This is a genomic window from Candidatus Accumulibacter contiguus (assembly GCF_012940005.1).
Lineage (GTDB): Bacteria > Pseudomonadota > Gammaproteobacteria > Burkholderiales > Rhodocyclaceae > Accumulibacter > Accumulibacter contiguus.
Genome location: NZ_SPMX01000086.1, coordinates 1 through 20,008 on the forward strand (window position 1 = coordinate 1; position 20,008 = coordinate 20,008).

General features: G+C 63.8%; 17 protein-coding genes. 11 read left to right on the forward strand and 6 right to left on the reverse strand.

What is annotated here, in order from left to right:
* Positions 1-304: 304 nt before the first annotated feature.
* The 5 genes from E4Q08_RS21575 to E4Q08_RS21595 form a co-directional block, all read right to left on the reverse strand.
* The gene (locus E4Q08_RS21575; protein ID WP_169071886.1) at positions 305-1,258 is read right to left on the reverse strand and encodes a FecR family protein; all 954 of its coding nucleotides are present in this window, start codon (positions 1,256-1,258) and stop codon (positions 305-307) included.
* A gap of 218 nt (positions 1,259-1,476) precedes the next feature.
* Positions 1,477-3,627, reverse strand: a complete 2,151-nt coding sequence (locus tag E4Q08_RS21580; RefSeq protein ID WP_169071887.1) for a putative bifunctional diguanylate cyclase/phosphodiesterase — start codon at positions 3,625-3,627, stop codon at positions 1,477-1,479.
* Positions 3,624-6,002, reverse strand: coding sequence for a response regulator (locus E4Q08_RS21585; protein WP_169071888.1), 2,379 nt, complete (start codon positions 6,000-6,002; stop codon positions 3,624-3,626). The genes E4Q08_RS21580 and E4Q08_RS21585 overlap by 4 nt, the downstream gene beginning before the upstream one ends.
* Position 6,003: 1 nt before the next feature.
* On the reverse strand, positions 6,004-6,567 hold the full coding sequence (locus E4Q08_RS21590; RefSeq protein WP_169071889.1) for a TOL_0243 family YfiR-like periplasmic protein: 564 nt from the start codon (positions 6,565-6,567) through the stop codon (positions 6,004-6,006).
* A 10-nt stretch (positions 6,568-6,577) separates the two neighbouring features.
* Complete coding sequence (locus E4Q08_RS21595; RefSeq protein WP_505438046.1) at positions 6,578-8,560, reverse strand: TOL_0244 family TonB-dependent receptor; 1,983 nt, start codon at positions 8,558-8,560, stop codon at positions 6,578-6,580.
* Positions 8,561-8,887: 327 nt separating this feature from the next.
* Between E4Q08_RS21595 and paaK the strand changes: the two genes are divergently transcribed.
* Genes paaK through xerC form a run of 7 tightly spaced genes read left to right on the forward strand, consistent with a single transcriptional unit; the run spans position 8,888 to position 16,727 of the window.
* On the forward strand, positions 8,888-10,210 hold the full coding sequence (paaK, locus tag E4Q08_RS21600; RefSeq protein ID WP_169071891.1) for a phenylacetate--CoA ligase PaaK: 1,323 nt from the start codon (positions 8,888-8,890) through the stop codon (positions 10,208-10,210).
* 40 nt (positions 10,211-10,250) lie between these two features.
* Positions 10,251-11,081, forward strand: coding sequence for a substrate-binding domain-containing protein (locus E4Q08_RS21605; protein WP_169071892.1), 831 nt, complete (start codon positions 10,251-10,253; stop codon positions 11,079-11,081).
* 26 nt (positions 11,082-11,107) lie between these two features.
* The gene (locus tag E4Q08_RS21610; protein ID WP_169071893.1) at positions 11,108-13,738 is read left to right on the forward strand and encodes a hybrid sensor histidine kinase/response regulator; all 2,631 of its coding nucleotides are present in this window, start codon (positions 11,108-11,110) and stop codon (positions 13,736-13,738) included.
* Positions 13,739-13,757: 19 nt separating this feature from the next.
* The gene (locus E4Q08_RS21615) at positions 13,758-14,279 is read left to right on the forward strand and encodes a GNAT family N-acetyltransferase (RefSeq protein ID WP_169071894.1); all 522 of its coding nucleotides are present in this window, start codon (positions 13,758-13,760) and stop codon (positions 14,277-14,279) included.
* Positions 14,280-14,285: 6 nt separating this feature from the next.
* The gene (gene dapF, locus E4Q08_RS21620) at positions 14,286-15,116 is read left to right on the forward strand and encodes a diaminopimelate epimerase (RefSeq protein WP_169071895.1); all 831 of its coding nucleotides are present in this window, start codon (positions 14,286-14,288) and stop codon (positions 15,114-15,116) included.
* Positions 15,113-15,766 (forward strand): DUF484 family protein, encoded by a 654-nt coding sequence (locus E4Q08_RS21625; RefSeq protein ID WP_169071896.1) that lies wholly within the window; start codon positions 15,113-15,115, stop codon positions 15,764-15,766. Before dapF ends, E4Q08_RS21625 begins: the two co-directional genes overlap by 4 nt.
* Before the next feature lie 10 nt (positions 15,767-15,776).
* Positions 15,777-16,727 (forward strand): tyrosine recombinase XerC, encoded by a 951-nt coding sequence (xerC, locus tag E4Q08_RS21630; RefSeq protein ID WP_169071901.1) that lies wholly within the window; start codon positions 15,777-15,779, stop codon positions 16,725-16,727.
* 13 nt (positions 16,728-16,740) lie between these two features.
* Here the strand turns inward: xerC and E4Q08_RS21635 are convergent, their stop codons facing one another.
* On the reverse strand, positions 16,741-17,103 hold the full coding sequence (locus E4Q08_RS21635) for a DUF2784 domain-containing protein (protein WP_169071897.1): 363 nt from the start codon (positions 17,101-17,103) through the stop codon (positions 16,741-16,743).
* A 211-nt stretch (positions 17,104-17,314) separates the two neighbouring features.
* On the opposite strand from E4Q08_RS21635, the gene E4Q08_RS21640 reads away from it, so the two are divergent.
* The 4 genes from E4Q08_RS21640 to E4Q08_RS26505 all read left to right on the forward strand — a co-directional run.
* A complete protein-coding gene (locus E4Q08_RS21640) occupies positions 17,315-17,596 on the forward strand; it encodes a FeoA family protein (RefSeq protein WP_169071898.1) in 282 nt (93 codons plus the stop codon).
* Complete coding sequence (gene feoB / locus E4Q08_RS21645; protein WP_169071899.1) at positions 17,593-19,473, forward strand: ferrous iron transporter B; 1,881 nt, start codon at positions 17,593-17,595, stop codon at positions 19,471-19,473. The genes E4Q08_RS21640 and feoB overlap by 4 nt, the downstream gene beginning before the upstream one ends.
* Positions 19,466-19,759 (forward strand): hypothetical protein, encoded by a 294-nt coding sequence (locus E4Q08_RS21650; RefSeq protein ID WP_169071900.1) that lies wholly within the window; start codon positions 19,466-19,468, stop codon positions 19,757-19,759. The genes feoB and E4Q08_RS21650 overlap by 8 nt, the downstream gene beginning before the upstream one ends.
* 96 nt (positions 19,760-19,855) lie before the next feature.
* The coding region (locus tag E4Q08_RS26505) for an IS1634 family transposase N-terminal domain-related protein (protein WP_505438047.1) at positions 19,856-20,008 on the forward strand (153 nt) is incomplete at its 3' end.

Here is a 20,008-nt window from a genome sequence, read left to right on the forward strand (position 1 = left end):
AGCACAGCAAATACCAGCAATCTCAGCCCATGCCTCCCCCTCTTCGGTTTCCCAAAACCCCGATTCAGGATGTCGGTTCCTACGGGCTTGCGCTTGCAGGTGGCGATGAACACTGCTTTTCGGGCGATGAATTAATTCCCCCACTGCACGCAGGCTTCGTTTTCCCTGGTCTGTAAGTGCGGCAAAAATGACGCGGCTGGTTGTCCGTATGGCTTGAGTCGTAGAGTTTTTTTGTCATAAAACTGATGATACAGGAGATGCGGCAACCAGTTCCCATCTCCTCAGCTCCCTTCATCCTCAGACTCTATCGGTAGCATGACTGTCCCGCTTTAAGTGGGAAGCCGAATTGTTCATTGGGCGCGACTTGTGCCCGATATGCCGCCGCCTCCGGCACGGCCGGAAAACTCCAGCGGATCGGCACGCGCGAGACCAGCGGCGGCAACTCGCCGAGCGGCGGTGGTGGCAGCAGCGCCACCGGCACGAGCGGCGGCTTGCCGGTCTCGGCCAGGGTGCCGAAGCCTTTCGGGATCGACCGGGTCTTGCGGCCACCCTGCAACTCGACTCTTCCTTCGAGCACTTCCAGTCGCGAGGTCGCCGTCGTCGGATCCATGCTGATCCGGTAGCGCGTACCGCGCACGGCCGAATGGGCGGCGGGGGTCCAGATTTCGTAACGGTTGCCGGCGCCCGTCGTGCGCGGCGTGACCTCGCTATCGGCGCGACCTTTCTCCAGGCGGCTTCGGGTCTCGACGAACGGTGTCTGACCGCGCGCGTTCAGGATCGCCAGTCGCAGCTCGCTATCCGCCTGCAGCAACACCCGCGAGCCATCCGCGAATTTCAGGGTGACATTGCTGTCGGGCCCGGTACCCAGGATGTCGCCCTGATGCAGGAACAGTCCGGGATCGACGGCAACCCTTTTGTTGGTGGATGCGATCAGGGCCTGCACCTGGCCCTGTACCGCCAGGACCAGGGCCTTGGCCGGCAAGCGTTTGAGCCAGGCAACCGGAATCCGCAGCTTCGTCCCTGGGGGCAGATGTTCGGGATCGGTCACCCCGTTGAGTGCCTGCAGCTTCGGCCAGTAGTCCACAGCACTCAGATAACGAGTCGAGACATCCCACAGATTGTCGCCAGGACGCACGGTATAGTGCCATTCCTGAGCCTGCGCGGTATTCGCGAAGAGCAGTGTCAGAAACAGCAGGAGCGCGTGCATGGAGCGTCTGGCCGAACCGAGTCGCGTGGCTGTCTGCAGGATGGTGTGCATTTTCATTCCCTCATATTGTCTATCCAACTACGCTATCCAGGCGTGATCAATGTGGGGTTTCGCTTGCCGGCGATGAACTGTGCAGCGCAGCCGGACCCTCTGTGCTGTGCATGCATTGTAGTCGATGCTGCCTGCAAAGCCCCTACTGTTACCGGCCAGGTCGTAGGTCGGGTTAGCCAGCAGGGCGTAACCCGACATTCGTTGGTCAAGAGGTCGGGTTACGGGGTGGGCGCCGACAGGCAGGGGTCGAAGCGGCCACCGTTCCTGAGGAGGGCCTCGAAGCGATCGAGCGGCAGCGGTTGCGAATACAGGTAGCCCTGCTGGATCGGACAGCCGTGGGCAAGCAGGAAGCTGGCCTGTGCGCGCGTTTCGACCCCTTCGGCAACCACATGCATGCCGAACTGGCGTCCGAGTTCGATGATCGACAGGGCAATCGCGGCGTCCTTGCCGCCCTTGGTCAGGTCGGCGACGAAAGAGCGGTCGATCTTGAGTTCGTCGAGCGGAAAGCGCTTCAGATAGCTCAACGAGGAAAAACCGGTGCCAAAGTCGTCGAGCGACAAGGCAAAACCACTGGCCCGCAAGTCGTTCAGACGGGCGATGGTGTTTTCGGCATCGACCACCAGCAGCGACTCGGTGAGTTCGAGAATCAGTTGCTGCGGAGAGACGCCAGCGCAGCGCATGGCATCGCAACACTTCTCGGTGATGTTCTCCTGCAGGAAGCTGGGGCTGGCCAGGTTGATCGACAGGCGTAGCGCTTCCAGGCCGGCGTCTGCCCACTGTCGCAGGTGTCTGGCGGCTGTTGCCAGCACCCAGTCGCCGAGGGCAACGATCAGCCCCGATTCCTCGGCCAGCGGAATGAAATGACCCGGCCCGAGCAGCCCGCGCTGCGGATGTTGCCAACGCACCAGTGCCTCGGCGCCAGCGAGCTGGCCGCTGGCGGCGTCGACCTTGGGCTGGAAGTGCAGGTGCAACTCGTCCTCGGCAATGGCGTGCCGCAATTCATTTTCCAGATGGAGTTTGCGGCTGGCAGCGGCGTTCATTTCCTCGTCGAAGAAGCGGCAGGTCGATGGACCGGCCGCCTTGGCGGCGTACAGCGCCTGCTCGGCGTGGCGCGACAAGGTTTCGACCGAATCGGCATCGCGTGGAAAGACGGCGATGCCGACGCTGGCCGTCAGCACCACTTCGTGGTCGTCGGCCGACAGCGGTCGGGCAATGGCCTGCTGCAGACGCTCCGCGATGATCGCTGCCTGGTCTGGGGTCCGCACTTCGAGGACCAGCACGGTGAAAGCATCGCCGTCGATGCGCGAGACCATTTCGGCGGCACGCATCGGTGGATTCAAGGCCAGCAGGTCGGCCCCACGCACCGCCGCGTTCAGCCTTTTGGCGAGCACGCACAGCAATTGGTCACCGATGGCGTCGCCAAGAGCATCATTGACGCTCTTGAAGTGGTCGATATCGAGATGGAGAATCGCACATAGGCTCTTTTCGCGGCGCGCACGCTCGAGTTCGACCTCGACCAGTTGGGCGAAGAACTGCCGGTTGGCCAGTCCGGTCAGACCGTCGTGCAAGGCCAGATGCTCGATGCGCTGCTGCGCCTCGACGCGTTCGCTGATGTCCTGCGTGAAGCCCTCGATCTTGACGATCCGGCCGCTACCATCACGAACTGCCTCTGCCTGCTCGAGAACTTCGCGCAACACGCCGTCCGGGCGACAAAAGCCGTAGGTGATCTGGTACGGCTGGCCATCGATCATCAGTGCCTGGCGCGCTGCGTTCACGGCCGCGCGATCGCTCTCCCGCACCACACTCAGAAAAAGCTCGAGGGTTGCCGCGCCGGCGAGTTTCCAGTCGCCGCCGAAGATCTGCCGCAGTTCGTCCGAGCACGCGAAGCGCGCATCGCCTGGCGACCATTCCCAACTGCCCATGCGCGCCAGACGCTGGGCATGCGCCAGACTCTGCTGGCTGCGTGTCACTTCTGCGATGGCATGACTGGCGCGCAAACCATACCGTACCCGTTGCGTCAGCAACAGCCAGTTGATCGGCTTGGTGATGAAATCGGTGGCGCCGGAAAGGTAGGCCTGCTCGATCGAATCGCTGTCGTTGAGGCCGGTCAGCATCACGATCGGCAACCACTTGCCGCGCTCGTGTTGCCGCAGGCGTTGGCAGACCGTGTAACCGTCGATCCCGGGCATCATCACGTCGAGCAGCAGCAGGTCGAAATCCTGCTCCTCGAACCTCTCCAGGGCCTGCTCACCGCAGTCGGCCTCGCTGACCTCGAAGCCTGCGTGGCGCAGCGACTCGGCGGCGAGCATGCGAATCATCAGATCGTCGTCGACGAGCAGCACACGTTCGTGCACAGGCGTTTGTTTCATGGCGATTTCCTTGCTTCTGCGCTGGCGTGGTACCGGGCCAGCGCGCTGATGAAGTCATCGTAGGCATGGCGCAGCACTTGCAGCCAGTCGACTGCCGGCGCATCGCCGGCGCGTATCCGCATCTCCAGATCCCGGGCTTTTTCGGAGAGCGCCATCGCACCGACTGCCGCGCTCGACGATTTCAGGGTGTGCGCCGATCGTTGCAGGGTCCTGGCATCGCCCTGGGCCATTGCGCTGTCGATGGCTGCGAGCAGTTCGACGGCGTTGCGGGTGAACAGGTCGAGAACGCGGTCGGCAAACGCGGGGTTCGAGCCATCGGCGACCATTGGCAGCGATTGCACGACGCCGGGGTCGAAAGCCGGCGCCGCGTCGCTGTCGCCGCTGCTTTCCCCGTCTGCCGCGCTGTCCGCCACGGCTGCGTCCACCGGCGCATGCAGATGACGGGCCAGCATCGTCGTCAGTTGCGCCCGGTTGATCGGCTTGGCCAGGTAGTCGCTCATGCCGGCGGCCAGGCAGGCCTCGCGGTCGCCGGCCAGGGCATTGGCCGTCAGGGCGATGATCGGTAGCGCGGCGCCGCCTGCCGCCTGCTCTGCGGCGCGAATCCGGCGCGTCGCCTCGAAGCCGTCCATCACCGGCATCTGGCAGTCCATCAGGATGAGGTCGTAGCGCCTGGCCGCGGCAGCGGCCACCGCCTGCGCGCCGTCGTGCGCGAAATCCACCTGACAACCCAGTGTCTGGAGGATCGCTCCGGAGATTTCGCGGTTGATCTCGTTGTCCTCGACGAGCAGCAGGTGTCCGCTGATCCGGGTAGTGGCCGAAAGATTCGACTCCCGCCTGGCCAGGGGCTGATGGTGAAGCTCGACGCGCTGCCGGAACCAGAATGTTGACCCGCGACCTTCCTCGCTCTCGAAGCCGACGTCTCCGTCCATGCGCTGCGCAAGCTCGCGAATGATCACCAGACCGAGGCCGGTACCGCCAAATTTGCGGGTCGTCGAGTTGTCGGCCTGCGTGAAGGGGGCGAACAGCTTTTCCCCGTCGGCGCGCGCAATGCCGATCCCGGTATCGCTGACGGCGTAGCAGAGCTGGCAGTGATCCGGGTCGGCACTGCTCGGGGACCCGTGGTCTGCGGGGGAGGGCTCGCAGGTCAGGGAGAGGAAGATGGTGCCGCGTTCGGTAAACTTGACGGCATTGCTCAACAGATTGCTGACGATCTGCTTGACCCGATAGGGGTCGCCGAGCACCGCCGCGGGTAGTTCGGGCGCCAGCACTTCGCTGAGCAGCACGCCTTTGGCCGAGGCCATCTCGACGAAGGGCTGCACCACCTCTTCGATGAGTTGCCGTGGGTCGAACGGGATCCTCTCGACCTCGAGTCGGCCGGATTCGATCTTCGACAGGTCGAGCACGTTGTTGAGCAAATGCATCAGCGATTCGGCCGACATCCGCAGGCGATCGACCTGACGCCGCTGCTGATCGGAAAGGGAGGTATCGAGCAGCAGGTCGGCCATGCCGATGACGCCGTTCATCGGGGTGCGGATCTCGTGGCTCATATTGGCCAGAAAACGCGACTTGGCGACATTTGCACTTTCGGCCTGCTCCTTGGCCAGCCGCAGTTGGGCGGTGCGTGATTCGACCTGTTGTTCGAGCGTGGCACGGTGCTTGCGGAGTTCCTCGTCGCGCTCCTCGACTTCGCTCAACATGGTGTTGAAGCCCTTGATCAGTTCGCCGATTTCGTCGCGCTGCCGCACCGGCAGCCGGTGCGAATAGTCGCTGTCGTTGGCCACCAGCCGCATCACCTGCGTCAGGTCGAGAATCGGTCCCGACACCGATCGCTGCAGGCGCATCGCGAGCAGCAGGGCGGCGGCGAAAGCGATCAGCGCTCCGGCCAGAACCAGCAACATGCGGTTCGCGGTATTGCGCCACATCGGTCGCAGATCGGATTCGATACGGAGCGTTCCGATCACCTCGCGACCCTGGCGGATCGGATACTCGATCTTCATCGCGTCGGCAAAGTAGGAACCGATGACCAGCGGCGTCGCGGCGCCTGCCTGTGCCGCCGCTGCGGCAACGCCCTCGGCCGGATAGTGCGCAAAAACGGTGCCGCCGGGCAGGGTAATCGATCCGGCGAGGATCTCCGGACGCGCGCGCAAGCCGGACAGCGTCTCGCTGGCCGTGCGCGCATCGTCGAAGGCAATCGCCGACGCACTGCTGGCGGCGAGAATTTCGGCCATGCCGGTCAATTTGGCCAGTTCCGATTCGCGGTTGTTGTTGATTTCCGAGGCAGCAAACAACAGCGTACTGATCGCCAGACCGGCGCCGACCGTCACGCCGATGATCAGCATCAGTTTGGCCTTCAATGGCCGGTCGGCAAAACGCATCTCAGTTTTTTCCCTTCAAGGTCGCCAGATTGCGCGCCAGTTTGAGCAGATTGGAGCTGGCCTTGAGCTGCGCCTGCTCGAGACTGTCGCGATTGACTTCGAACTGCAGCCGTCCATCGCCCTGGACGATGCCGATGGCGCCGCCGACGTCGATGAAGCCATCGGTGTCGCTGACCGTCAGCACCGCCTGCCCGGCGAGTGCGCGCAGCACCGGGCCCAGGCGGCGTGCTTCCGAGGCACCGATGTACAGCACCTGGCAGGGGCGTGTTTCGTCGATGCTGTTCAGCAGCCGAACGGCCACCGGGCGTCCCTGCACCTGGCGGTCCTGCAGCGCCGTCAGCGCGCTGCCGATCGAGTCGCGACCCAGCAGACAGATCAACAAGGGCGATTCGCGGCTGGCGAAAGCACGCTCGGGCCACTCGATATAACGTGCGAAGTTTAGCACGAAGGCCGCTTTGGCCTGTGGCTCGGCGAGGGTGCCCTGCGCCAGCGCGTGCCCATCCAGTCCGATGGCCAGGGCGATCGCCGACAGCAGGGCAGGCCAGCGCCGGGCAGAAAAAATCACGCGAATGGTCTCAGAATTGCCATTTGGCCTTGACGTACATGCCGCGTTGCAGTTCGAGTTGCTGCGAGGGCAGCAGGCTGGGGACGAACTCGGGATGGCTGTGGTCGAGGAGGTTCTGGCCGACCACCGATACTTCGAGGTCGCGCGTCGGTCTCCAGGCATAGCGCAGATCGAGGGTGGTGTAGGCGGGAATGGCAATCCGGGAGTTTCTCGCGCCAAGCTCGCTGACATAACGCAGCCAGAGGTCGAAGCGATGTTTGTCGGACAGCGACAGCGATGAACGCAGCGACAGTTGATGTTGCGGATCACTGGCATTCATCTTGTTCGCATTGCTGACCGAGATCGGATCGCCGGTTTTCGACGAGGCATCGAGACGCAGGTAGCTGTAGCTCGGCTGGATTCGCCACCACGACAGCGGGTACCAGTCCACGGCGATTTCCACACCACGGGTATTCGCCTGGATGCTGTTGTCCGGGATGATGTTCTGGATGAGGTACGGGGCCCGCGCGAGGGCGATTTGTCGCGTGCTCAGCATCGCCGATCGCAGGTCGTCGTACTGATTGTAGAAAGCCGCGAAATCGGCGGACAAACTGGCGGAAAACTGGTGCCGGTAACCAAGCTCATAGGCGAGCACCGTTTCGTTCTGCAGCTGGTGATCGTCGGGGATGCTGCGCGTCAGAATCGGCAAGGGTGTCGGGTTCCCCGGCGCGCCGGGCGGCGTGACCGAGAGATTGACCTCCCCATCGAGTTCGCCGCGCGAAGGCGTGCGCACCGCACGCGCCACCGAAGCCCATAGCGACTGGCTGTCGGAGGGCGTCCACATCAGGCGCACGTTGGGCAGCGGTTCGACGCCGGTGAAGCTGTTGTCTTCGACGCGCAGGCCGAGCATCAAGCGCAGCGCATTCGGCAACACGGTGATGTCGTCATAGATGAAGGCGCTCGCGAGGGTGAAGGCACGACTCGACGGCTGCGCCACCATGAAACCCGTGGCATTGATCCGATCGTGCGAGTAGCGGTAGCCGAGACCCCAGATGACATCGTGGTTCTGCCCGAGGAGAACGCGATGCTGGAAATCCAGATCGACGGTGGTCCGATCCTCCTTGAACGTGTCCTGCAACTCGAGGCTGCTGACATCGACGTAGGCTTGCAGGGCGGCCTGCGAACCGTCGGCGAGCGTCCATTCGTTGCGGCCCAGCAGATGTCCGCCCTGGCCGCCCTGGCGCCGGTCGATCAGGGTGACGCCCTGCGGCGAGCTGAGGTCGGCGAGATTCCAGCGGTCGCCGGTCGGGCTGGAATACATCTGGCCGCTGAGCATCAGCCGATGATCGTTACCCATGCTCCAGTCACCGCGAAAGCCGAGGCGGCCGGCTCGCCAGTAGTCGTTGCCGGTGTGACCATCGGCGGTGACCGACTGGTCGCGTTTGAAAGCCTTTCCCCAGACGCGGAAATGACCGCCACCGGCCTCGCCGCCGTGGCGGAAAGCCAGCAGAGCGCGTTCTTCGCTGCCGGCCGCGGCGACCAGCAGGTCGCCCTGGGTGTCGCGTGCGCGGCGGGTGATGATGTTGATCACGCCATTGACCGCATTGGCACCCCACATCGCGGCACCGGGGCCGCGCACCACTTCGATGCGGTCGATGTCTTCGAGCAGGGTATCCTGGTCTTCCCAGACCACGCCGGAAAAGAGCGGCGAATAGATGCTGCGTCCATCCATCAGCACCAGCAGTTTATTGCCCCAGCGGTCGTTGAAGCCGCGCACGCTGACCGCCCAGCGGTTGTTGGCGAGGCTGGCGACGTTGACTCCCGGCGCCAGGCGCAGGGCTTCGGGGATGTTGGTCGCACCCGAGCGTTCGATGTCGTCGCGAGTGATGACGAACACTGCCGCGGCGACATCATGCAGGCGCTCGGCCTTGCGCGAGGCGCTCGTCACCTCGACGCCGAGCAGGTCTTCGAGGCTGATGTCGGGGGGGGTCGATGGCGTCTTCGGCTGCGCCAGCGCCGGCGGCGCAGGCCAGAGCGACGCCCAGGGCCAGGTGGCGGATCGGTGCTCGGGGCATTGGTTTCATTCGAATTCCTTGTATCGTTTCACCGAACGCTGCGGGCAGGATTGTATAGGCAATGGGCGCTGGCACGCCAACGCCCTGCGGCTGCACTGTTGAAACGGGTTCGGTTGAAGGTGGGTCGGCAGTCTGCTGCTGGCGAAAGTGGTCCAACTCAAGCAACGGACATTTGCCGGAGAACTTTAGTGTTCGTCCTTTTGGCTTGAAAGACGACCTCGCTTGTAATAGGGTTTCGACTTTTGCCCAGCATGGAGATGCGCAACATGGTCGCAGCCCGCAGTGCCACCGCTTACGAACCTTACGAACCCATTGAAACCGCCAGCCGCGATCAGATCACGGCCTTGCAGATCGAGCGCCTGCGCTGGTCCCTGCAGCACGCCTACGCAAATGTCGCGCACTACCGGCGCAAATTCGATGCCCACGGCGTGCATCCCGACGACCTGAAAACGCTGGACGACCTGCAAAAATTCCCCTTTACCGCCAAGGACGATCTGCGCGCCAACTACCCCTTCGCGATGTTTGCCGTGCCGCGCGACCAGGTCATTCGCGTGCATGCTTCCTCGGGCACCACCGGACACCCCACCGTCGTCGGCTATACCAGGAAAGACATCGATATGTGGGCGACGTTGATGGCGCGCTCGATCCACGCTGCCGGTGGCCGACGCGGCGACCTGGTGCATGTCGGCTATGGTTATGGCTTGTTCACCGGCGGCCTCGGCGCCCACTACGGCGCCGAACGTCTGGGCTGCATGGTGATCCCGATGTCCGGCGGCCAGACCGAAAAGCAGGTGCAATTGATCGTCGACTTCCGGCCGGAGATCATCATGGTGACGCCTTCCTACCTGCTCAATCTCGCCGACGAATTCAAGAGACAAGGGGTCGACCCGGCGTCCACCGGTCTGCGCGTCGGACTCTTCGGTGCCGAACCCTGGACCCAGCAGATGCGCCTGGAGATCGAAGGAACCTTCGCCATCGACGCGATCGACCTGTACGGGCTCTCGGAAGTCGTCGGCCCCGGCGTCGCCAGCGAGTGCATCGAAAGCAAGGATGGGCCGGTGATCTGGGAAGACCACTTCTACCCCGAGATCATCGACCCGGCGACCGGCGAAGTCCTTCCCGACGGCAGTCATGGCGAACTGGTGTTCACTTCGCTCTCCAAGGAAGCCTTGCCGGTGATCCGCTACCGCACGCGCGATCTGACCCGCATATTGCCGCCGACTGCGCGTTCGATGCGGCGCATCGACAAGATCACCGGCCGCTCGGACGACATGTTGATCATCCGCGGCGTCAACGTATTTCCCTCGCAGGTCGAGGAACTGATCCTCAAGCAGCCGAAGCTGTCCCCGCATTACCTGATCGAAGTCTCGCGCGACGGCCACCTCGACGCGGTTGCCATCGATGTCGAACTCAAGTCCGAGTACCGCGCCCTTCCCGCCTTCGAAAAGGAACATGTGGCGCGCACCCTGCAGCGCCACATCAAGTCCTTTGTCGGTATTTCGACCGAAGTGCGCATCGTTGACATCGGCGGCATCGAGCGCTCGCTCGGCAAGGCGCGGCGCGTCGTCGACAATCGGCAACGCGGGTGATTGTAAAATGACAGGTTCAGCGTTTGACCGATGAGGAGGAATGATGGGATCAGGTATCGTGCGCCAGTGGTGGATGGTGTGGATGGCCTTGCTGCTGATCGGAACGGCTCGCGCCGAGGATCTGGTCATCCCCGGCAGCGGCAATCCGGAGTATGTTCTTGACCAACTGGCCAAGGCGTTCAACGCGCGCCAGGCGCAACACCGCGTCGTCATTCCGCCTTCGACGGGCACCGCCGGTGCGCTGCGCGATGTCGGCGAGGGTATTTCCAATGTCGGGCGCGTCGGACGCTTCCTCAAGGACGAAGAACGCAAACAGGGCTTCGTCCATATTTCCCTCGGGCGCGACCCGGTGGTCATCGTCGGCGGCGCTGGCGTCACCGTCCGTAACCTCAGCGCAGCGCAATTGGTCGACATCTATAGCGGCAGGATCACCAACTGGAGCGAACTGGGGGGCAAGACGGCACCGATTCGCGCCGTCGGTCGCGAAAACTCCGACGCCAGCCGCCAGGCCATCGCCAAAGTCATCAAGCCCTTCAAGGACGTGGTTTTCGGGCCGGGGGTCAAGACCGTGAACCTGGATCCCCAGTTGATCGCGCTGCTCGACCGTTACCCGAGCAGCCTGGGCATGCTCAATCGCTCGGCGCTGGCCGCGTGCACCACCCGGGTCGTGCACCTGGCGCTTGACGGCGTCGATCCGACCCCGGAAAACCTCGAGAAAGGGATCTACCCGGCCTGGGTCGAACTCGGCCTGATTCACAAACCCGGCGGCCTGACTCCGGCAGCCAAAGCTTTTCTGGATTTCATTCGCTCGCCCGAGGGCAACCGCATCGTGCGCCAGCACGGCATCCTGCCGCCTGGCACGGCTGGCTGAGCGAATTGCCTCGATCACTTCTTCGGATGCGGCACCTCCTTTCTCTCAACTTCACCCTGGTGCTGGTATTCGCCTTGCTGGCGGGACTTGCGCAGTGGACGGCTTTCCGTGTCTCCGGGGAGATCCTGGAAGTCACCGTGGACGCCGAGGAGATCGAGGAGATTCAGACCGTCGGCCGCGTTCTCCAGGAACTCCTGGCGGAGCATGCGCAGCGCGCCCGCCTGACGGCCCGGCTGATCGCGCGTGGGGACAGTCTGGGAAGGAATCTGGCCCGGTCGCAGGGTGGAGACGCTGCAGAGACGCTTCGTCAGTCGCTGGATGATGCCAGGGTGGCCAGCGAGCTTGGCCTCATCGAGGTGACCGACGATCGGGAAATCGTCCTCTACCGGAGCGATGACGCGGGACCGCGTGGCGACCGGTCGTCCGCCTGGGGGGTCTTCGAAGCCCTGCAAGGCGAGAGCATGCTGGCCAGCGAGCTCGAAGCCGGTGCCTTGACGGTGCGCGCGATCGAACCGATCCGCTCGCAAGGGCAGGTGGTCGGCACGATCAGCGTCGGCGTCCGGGTCGACTCGGCGCTGCTGGAGAAACTCGGCCGCGAACTCGCCGCAGAACTGTTTCTGGTCTCACGGGCCGGGGAACGGCTGGCCGCATCGACGACCCGGCCGCGCAGCCTGGACCCCGCCCTGATCCAGGAGGCCCTGACCCAGAAGATCCCGGTCTTTCGCCAGTCCAGGGAGGCGCACGAGACCATCGGCTATCTGCCGCTGACGATCGTCGACAGTGCCTACGTGGTGGTGGCGGTACTGGACGGTTCGACGGCCTATCAGCGGCTGGACGAAGGCAAGCAACGCTCCGCCATGATTGTCCTGGTCATTCTCGTGGGCAGCAGCCTGCTGGCAATGGTGATGTTGCGTTGGGTATTGCAACCCCTGCACGCGCTGCGCAGGAAGGCGGAAGGATTGGCGCTGGAACTCACCGGCAGCGAGATCACTGCGGCGTCGGGGAATGAGGTGCAGGTCGTGGTGAACGTTCTTGAAACCCTGACCAGTCGCCTGGTGGCGCGCAACAGCGAATTGCTGGAAGCCAAACAGCTTGCCGAGGCTGCGAGCCGCGCCAAGTCGCAGTTTCTCTCGAACATGAGCCACGAAATCCGCACGCCGCTCAACGGGATTCTGGGGATGGCCGAGATCCTCGAGCGGACGCCGCTCAACGCCGAGCAGGAGCGCTATGTGCGTGCCATTGGCGGCGCCGGGCGGGCACTGCATGAGCTGCTGGGGGACATTCTCGACCTGGCGAAGATCGAGGCAGGCAAGGTGCTCATCGAACCTGTCGATTTCGACTTCCAGGCACTGCTTGTCCAGCTTGCCGACATCTTCCGGGAACTCGCGTCGGCTCATGGCAACGCCCTGGTCAGCGATTTCCGGATACCCGCCCGGCTGGCCCTGAACGGCGACCCGACGCGTCTGCGCCAGATCCTGTCCAACCTGATCAGCAACGCCATCAAGTTTACCGAAGGCGGAACGATCACCCTCTGCGTTTCCCAACTCGACCCGCGTCCCGGCGACGACCGACTGTGGTTGCGCTGCAGCGTCCGCGACACCGGCATCGGCATCGCTCCCGAGGCGCTTGCCGGCTTGTTCCAGCCTTTCGTCCAGGCCGACCAGTCGACGACCCGCCGCTTTGGCGGCAGCGGGCTTGGCCTGGTGATCTGCAGGCACTTGGCCGAGTTGATGGGTGGCACGATCGGTGTAGACAGCACGCTCGGGCAGGGCAGCACCTTTGTCATCGACCTGCCTTTTGCCAGGGCGGTGGCGCCGCTGCCCGAACCGGCGACCGCCGCCCGGAGCGTCGACAAGATCAGTGCCCGCATTCTGGTGGCAGAAGACAACCCGGTCAATCAGGTCGTGATCGAGGCCATTCTGGGGCAACTCGGCGCCACCGTCACGATCGCCGAAAATGGCGCGCTGGCGGTGGAGGCTGTGCAGCAATCGACCTACGATCTGGTCCTGATGGACTGTCAGATGCCGGTGCTCGACGGCTACGGGGCGACGGCAGCGATCCGCGCGCTGCCGCCGCCGCTGTCGCGCGTGCCGATCGTCGCGCTCACCGCCAACGCCCTGCCGGAAGATCGCCAGCGCTGCCTCGACGCCGGCATGAACGATTATCTCAGCAAGCCGGTGCGCATCGAGCCATTGCGGGCCTGTCTGCTGCGCTGGCTGCCCGCCGATGCCAGCGCTTCGGTGGCGGCTTCGCCACCGCCGGTCACGTTGCCGGCAGCGCCGGCATCCTTGCTGGACCGCAGCGCCTTGCTCGACAACCCGAGCTTCAATCGTCCCGGCACTGGCAAGCTGGTCGAGCGAGTATTCGCCCTGTATCTCGACGACGCACCGAAGCTCATCGCGACCATCCGCATGCGTCTGCCGGAACCGGCCTGGCCGGAAGTCACGCGCGCTGCCCACAGCCTGAAGTCGTCGAGCGCCGCGATTGGCCTCGCGAGTGTTTCAGTCCGCGCCGCCCGTATCGAAGCACTCGCTCGTCAGCAGGATGCGGCCGAAGTGGCAGCGGCACTGCCCGGACTGGAAGCGGAATTCGCGCAGGCCCTCCCGGAACTGCGGGCCGAACTCGAACGACTCGCCGGCAAGCCGCCGGCCACCTAACGGTCATGACTTATAAAGAATGAATGTCCTGATCACCCCCCTCGGCACGGCCGACGTCGATTCAGTTGCCGCGCTGGCACGCCGGATCTGGCAGCAGACTTACCTCGGGATCATCAGCCAGGCGCAGATCGACTTCATGCTCGAACAGCGCTACCACCGGCAGCGCTTGCTCGACGAGTTGACGATGCCGGATCTCTGGTGGGATCAGCTCCATGTCGATGGCCAACTGGCCGGTTTTTCGTCTTGCCTGCGGATCGCTGGCGGCAAGGAAATGAAGCTCGACAAGATCTACGTCGATCCGGGAAGGCAGCGCCTGGGCCTCGGCGCCCGGCTCATCGAGCATGCAGCCGGCCGCGCACTGGCGCTCGGTTGCTGCACGCTGATTCTGGCGGTCAACAAGCGGAATCAGGCCGCCATCGCCGCGTATCGCAAGCATGGCTTCGCCGTCCGCGAATCGGTATGCGTCGATATTGGCCAGGGATTCGTCATGGACGACTTTATAATGGCCAGATCGCTGCTGATGCACACTGCCGAATCCTGAATCACGATGAAACTGACATTTACCAAGATGCATGGCCTCGGCAATGACTTTGTCGTGCTCGACGGGATTCGCCAGTCGCTCGAACTGACACCCGAGCAATTGCGCTTCCTCGCCGATCGCCATCGCGGCATTGGCTGCGATCAGGTGCTGCTGGTCGAAGCGGGCACGCGCGCCGACGTCGATTTCCGCTATCGCATCTTCAATGGCGATGGCGGCGAGGTCGAGCAATGCGGCAACGGTGCGCGCTGCTTCGCCTGCTTTGTGCATCAACAGGGGCTCACGACGAAACGCGAGATCCGCGTCGAAACGATGCGCGGCGTGATCGTTCCGCGCCTTGAGGAGGACGGTTCAGTGACCGTCGACATGGGGGTGCCGGTGTTCGCCCCGGCAGAGATTCCCTTCGTCAGCGACAGCGACGATCTGCTGCAGCCACTCTGGATCGCCGACGAGGAAGTGACGATCACTGCCGTCGGCATGGGCAATCCGCACGCCGTGCAAGTGCTTGCCGACGTCGACACCGCGCCGGTCGAGCGCCAGGGGCCACGGATCGAATCGCACCCGCGTTTCCCGCAACGCGTCAACGCCGGTTTCATGCAGGTACTCGACCGGCACGCGATTCGCCTGCGGGTTTTCGAACGTGGCGCGGGCGAAACGCTGGCCTGCGGCAGCGGCGCCTGCGCTGCCGTGGTGGCGGGCATCGCGCGCGGCCTGCTCGATTCGCCGGTGCGTGTCGAAATGCGCGGCGGTACACTGCATATCGTCTGGAAAGGCCAAGGGACGCCGGTATCGATGACTGGCCCCGCGCTTACCGTCTTCAAGGGAGAAATTGAGTTATGAGATCGGAAGAAGTCGCGCGTTACCTGCAGGACAATCCCAAGTTTTTCGAGGAAAACGCTGATCTGGTCTCCAATATGGTGGTTCCGCACCCGTATGCGGGGCGGACGATCTCGATCACCGAAAGGCAGATGCTGGCATTGCGCGACAAGAACCGGCACCTCGAAGGCAAGATGGGCGAGTTGCTGCAGTTTGCCGAGGAAAACGACGCGATCAGCGAGAAAATGCACCGGCTGGCGGTGGGGCTGATCACCGCCAGGAGCTTTCAGACGGTGTTGCACACCCTGAATTTCCACCTGCGTGACGATTTTTCTGTCCCGCACGTGGCGCTGCGTCTCTGGCATCGTCCGGAAGGCAGCGACGAACTGCCGGAATTCGCCGAGGTCAGCCAGGAGCTGCAGGCGTTTGCGGAAACGCTGACGCAACCCTACTGTGGTTCGACGGCTGCTTTCGAGACCTCCTCGTGGTTCGGTGAGGCGTCGCTGCATGTCCGTTCACAAGGCTTGATTGCGTTGCACAGCGGGAGCGCCACGATCGGCATGATTGCCCTCGGCAGCGAAGATCACGAGCGCTTCTACGCCGGCATGGGGACCGTCTACCTCGTGCGTCTCGGTGAAATGTCGGCGGCGGCGCTGGCGCGTGTCCTCCGCTGAAACGACATCGATGACCGCCGATGCGCGCGTCGCCAGCGTCAGCGCCTACCTTGACGAACTCGCCCAGCAGCGACGTTTGTCCGCGCACACGCTCAGGAATTATCGGCATGATCTCGAACTGCTCTGCGGCCTGCTCGGCGAGTCGCCTGGCGAGTCGACGGACGGTTTGCGCGCTGGATTGCCCGATGCCTCCGGCTTCGACGCCATTCGAACGCATCACATCCGCCGCTTCGTCGCGCAGTTGCACACGCGCGGCCTCGGCGGCCGCTCGATCGGGCGCACGCTCTCGGCCTGGCGCGGCTTGTATCGCTGGCTCGGCCAGCGCGGCATGGCCACGCAGAATCCCGTTGACGGTGTGCGGCCGCCGCGCAGCCCCAAGGGCTTGCCGAAGGTGCTGTCACCTGACGAAGCGAGCCGCTTGCTGGAAGCGGACCCGGAAAACCTGTTGGCGGTTCGCGATCAGGCGATCTTCGAGTTGTTCTACTCTTCGGGCCTGCGCCTGGCCGAACTCGCAGCCCTCGACCTTGCCTGTCTCGAAGATCTGCTGGCCGGCGAGGTGCGCGTCCTCGGCAAGCGCAGCAAGCTGCGCATCGTTCCGGTGGGTAGCAAGGCCAGGGAAGCGGTGGCGCTGTGGGCCGCGCAGCGCCCCCGCCTGGCGGCAGCCGACGAGGCAGCGCTGTTCGTTGGCCAGCACGGCAAACGTCTGGGCATGCGCATGATCCAGTTGCGCCTGCAGCGGCGTGGTCTGCTGCAGGGCCTGCCAGCGCGGGTGCATCCGCACATGCTGCGCCATTCCTTCGCCTCGCACGTGCTGCAGTCCTCGGGCGATCTGCGGGCGGTGCAGGAGATGCTCGGGCATGCCAGCATCGCCTCGACGCAGGTCTACACGCACCTCGATTTCCAGCATCTGGCGGCTGTTTACGACCAGGCGCATCCGCGCGCCAAACGCAAGCCGGAGTGACGTGCAAGGCGCCTCAACGCCGATGCCGACGAACCAGCCATCCGTAGATGGCGAGATTGACTCCAATCACCACGGCGCCCATGGCCAACTGCATGCCGCGCGTGAGTTCGGCCGGATAGATGATCGGCAGCAGGTAATGCTCGATGAAGCTGCCGTGATAGCCGGCTTCGCCGGCAGCCTGTCGCCATCGATTCTCCAGCGGCGTCAGCGGGCAGTAGCCGCCGGTCAACTCGATCAGCGCACCCCAGCAGACGGCCGGCAGGTGCGCCAGCGCCAGCCGCGGCCAGTGTAGCACCAGCACCCCACCGAAAAGGACGAAGACGATGAACAGCAGATGTGCCAGGACGAGGGCGTCTGCCAGGAATCGATCGCTCATGCTATGTGCTGACCTCTTTATCAGAATTGTCTTTAATGTATAGCAATGCGAATCATTCTCATGTATAGTGCAGATGTAATGACCAGGGTCGTGACAAGGCTTCCGGAATGGTACCGCAGGCGGTGTCTGGCGGCGCAGTCCGCGACTTTTCCGCCAGGACTTGTCGCCCATCGGTCCATGAAGAGGCACTTGAAGAAAGGTGGCAGATCCGATGAATCCCCAAGAATTGATCACCCTGTTCGACCTTCCGCTGGGTCAGGAAGGTCTGGTGAGCAGCCGGCCCGACGCCATCAGCGGCGACGCAGCCGACCGGGCACTGGCGCTGCGCCTGTTCGAGATCGGTTTTCTCGATGGCGAGCGGGTGCGCGTCGTGGCGCGCGGACATCCAGGCGGCGATCCGGTCGCGGTGCGGGTCGGCAACACGATGTTCGCCTTGCGAAAATTTGAAGCCGAGCACGTTCTGGTCGCTCCGCTGGGAGGAAAAAATCCATGAGCATTGCCAATGCAGCCTGCAGCCTGGCCCTGCTGGGCAATCCGAATTGCGGCAAGACGGCGCTGTTCAATCTGCTGACCGGCAGCCGGCAGAAGGTCGCCAACTATCCGGGCGTGACCGTCGACCGCAAGGAGGGGCAACTCACGACACCGTCGGGCAAACAGTTTCGCATCCTCGATTTGCCGGGGGCCTACAGTCTCAATGCCGTCAGCATCGACGAGGAAATCACCCGCGACGTGGTCCTGGGAGCGCTCGCCGATGAGCAGCGTCCCGATCTGATCGTCTGTGTCAGCGACGCCACCAACCTCAAGCTCAACCTGCGGCTGGTTCTCGAAGTCAAGCGCCTGGGCCTGCCGATGCTCCTGGCGCTGAACATGACCGACCTGGCCGCGAAACGCGGCATCGCCATCGACGTGCCCGCGCTGGCGCGTGAGCTGGGAATGCCGGTGGTCAGCACCGTCGCGGTCAGGCGCGGCGGCGCCGGCGAGCTGATTTCCCAGCTCGAAGCCATGGCGCCGGATGCGGCTGCTCAGCCGGTGTCCTGGCTGCCGCCCGATGTAGCCGACGTCACCGCCACCCAGCGCGAAGTACGGCGGATTCTCGCGGCAACGGTGCGCGAACCAGCGCTCGACATCCGCCTCGACGAGCGCATCGATCGCGTCATCCTGCACCCGCTATGGGGAATGCTCATTCTGGCGGGCACGCTGTTCCTGATGTTCCAGGCGGTGTTCAGTTGGGCCAGCCTGCCGATGGAATGGATCAAGGACGGTGTGGCCGCCTGTGGCGAGTTTCTCATGGCGCAAATGCCGGAGGGCATCCTGCGCAGCTTGCTGGTCGACGGCATCATCGCTGGCGTCGGCAGTGTGCTGGTGTTCCTGCCGCAGATCCTGATCCTTTTCCTGTTCATTCTTGCTCTGGAAGATTCGGGCTACCTGCCACGCGCAGCCTTCCTGCTCGATCGCCTGATGGGCACCGTCGGCCTCTCGGGTCGCTCGTTCATTCCGCTGCTGTCGAGCTTTGCCTGCGCCATCCCCGGCATCATGGCGGCGCGCACCATCTCCAACTGGCGTGATCGGCTGGCAACGATCATGATCGCGCCGCTGATGACCTGCTCGGCGCGTTTGCCGGTGTACGCGCTGATCATCGGCGCCTTCATCCCGGAGAGCACGGTGGCTGGCGTCTTCAACCTGCAGGGACTGGTGCTGTTCGTCCTCTACGTGGCGGGAATCCTGAGCGCGATGGCCGTCGCCGGGGTCCTCAAGCTGACGGTCGGCCGCGGCCAGCAACATCCGCTGATGCTCGAATTGCCGTCGTACCGTTGGCCACATGCCCGCAATCTGCTGCTCGGTCTGGTCGAACGCGCGCGGATCTTCATCATGCGCGTCGGCAACATCATCCTCGCGCTGATGGTGGTGCTGTGGTTCCTGTCGTCGTTCCCGGCGGCGCCGGAAGGCGCCAGCGGCCCGGCGATCTACTACAGTTATGCCGGCATGCTTGGTCGGGCGCTCGCAGTGATCTTTGCACCGGTCGGCTTCAACTGGGAGATCTCGATCGCCCTGGTGCCCGGCATGGCGGCGCGCGAAGTCGCGGTCGGCGCCCTCGGTACGGTCTATGCGCTGTCGGCGACCGGCGACGACGTCGCGACGCAGCTTGCACCCATGCTGGCGGCAGGCTGGTCATTGCCGACAGCGTTCTCGCTGCTCGCCTGGTATGTCTTTTCACCGCAGTGCCTGTCCACGCTTGCAGTGGTCAAGCGCGAGACCAACTCGTGGCGTTATCCGCTGCTGATGGCCGGCTACCTGTTCGCCCTGGCGTATGGGGCGGCTTTCGTCACCTACCGGATCGCCCTTTTTCTCACCGGAGCGGGCCATGCTTGAAGAATGGATCGTCTATGGTGTGGTCATTTGCGCTACCATCTACGCGACGTGGCGATTGCTGCCCGGCGTTCTGCGGGACGCGCTTGCCGAACGCTGCGCGAACCTGGCGCAGCGTCTCGGACTGGCGTCTGCCAACGCCAGATCACCAGCGCAGGGGGCCAGTCGCAGGGCGAGCGGCGGCTGCGGCGCTTGCACCGGATGCGCCACGCGGAACGCGCCAGGCAATGTAATGATCATCAAAGACCTCAGGACGGACCTTCCCGGAGCCCTTGAGGTAAGTCGTTGATTCATGGCAAGAAACCAGAAAATCGGCAAAAATGTAGGCATGTAAATATAATAATAGCTATTTACAAACAATGTGCTATTGGCTATTATTGTCGGCATGTACATCGCCCGCGTCCCCAACCGAAAGTCCAGGCCGGCCATCCTGCTTCGCGAGTCCTATCGCGAGGGAGGCAAAGTCTGCACACGAACCATCGCCAATCTGACGAACTGGGCACCGGAACGAATCGTCGCCATGGAACGTCTGGTGAAG

What these genes read in the sequence shown, in the direction of transcription:
- E4Q08_RS21575 (WP_169071886.1), bottom strand. Translation starts at nt 1,258, where the DNA reads ATGCACACCATCCTGCAGACAGCCACGCGACTCGGTTCGGCCAGACGC.
- feoB (WP_169071899.1), top strand. Translation starts at nt 17,593, where the DNA reads ATGAGCATTGCCAATGCAGCCTGCAGCCTGGCCCTGCTGGGCAATCCG.
- paaK (WP_169071891.1), top strand. Translation starts at nt 8,888, where the DNA reads ATGGTCGCAGCCCGCAGTGCCACCGCTTACGAACCTTACGAACCCATT.
- E4Q08_RS21610 (WP_169071893.1), top strand. Translation starts at nt 11,108, where the DNA reads ATGCGGCACCTCCTTTCTCTCAACTTCACCCTGGTGCTGGTATTCGCC.
- xerC (WP_169071901.1), top strand. Translation starts at nt 15,777, where the DNA reads ATGACCGCCGATGCGCGCGTCGCCAGCGTCAGCGCCTACCTTGACGAA.
- E4Q08_RS21635 (WP_169071897.1), bottom strand. Translation starts at nt 17,103, where the DNA reads ATGAGCGATCGATTCCTGGCAGACGCCCTCGTCCTGGCACATCTGCTG.
- E4Q08_RS21580 (WP_169071887.1), bottom strand. Translation starts at nt 3,627, where the DNA reads ATGAAACAAACGCCTGTGCACGAACGTGTGCTGCTCGTCGACGACGAT.
- E4Q08_RS21625 (WP_169071896.1), top strand. Translation starts at nt 15,113, where the DNA reads ATGAGATCGGAAGAAGTCGCGCGTTACCTGCAGGACAATCCCAAGTTT.
- E4Q08_RS21640 (WP_169071898.1), top strand. Translation starts at nt 17,315, where the DNA reads ATGAATCCCCAAGAATTGATCACCCTGTTCGACCTTCCGCTGGGTCAG.
- E4Q08_RS21615 (WP_169071894.1), top strand. Translation starts at nt 13,758, where the DNA reads ATGAATGTCCTGATCACCCCCCTCGGCACGGCCGACGTCGATTCAGTT.
- E4Q08_RS21605 (WP_169071892.1), top strand. Translation starts at nt 10,251, where the DNA reads ATGATGGGATCAGGTATCGTGCGCCAGTGGTGGATGGTGTGGATGGCC.
- dapF (WP_169071895.1), top strand. Translation starts at nt 14,286, where the DNA reads ATGAAACTGACATTTACCAAGATGCATGGCCTCGGCAATGACTTTGTC.
- E4Q08_RS21650 (WP_169071900.1), top strand. Translation starts at nt 19,466, where the DNA reads ATGCTTGAAGAATGGATCGTCTATGGTGTGGTCATTTGCGCTACCATC.
- E4Q08_RS21585 (WP_169071888.1), bottom strand. Translation starts at nt 6,002, where the DNA reads ATGCGTTTTGCCGACCGGCCATTGAAGGCCAAACTGATGCTGATCATC.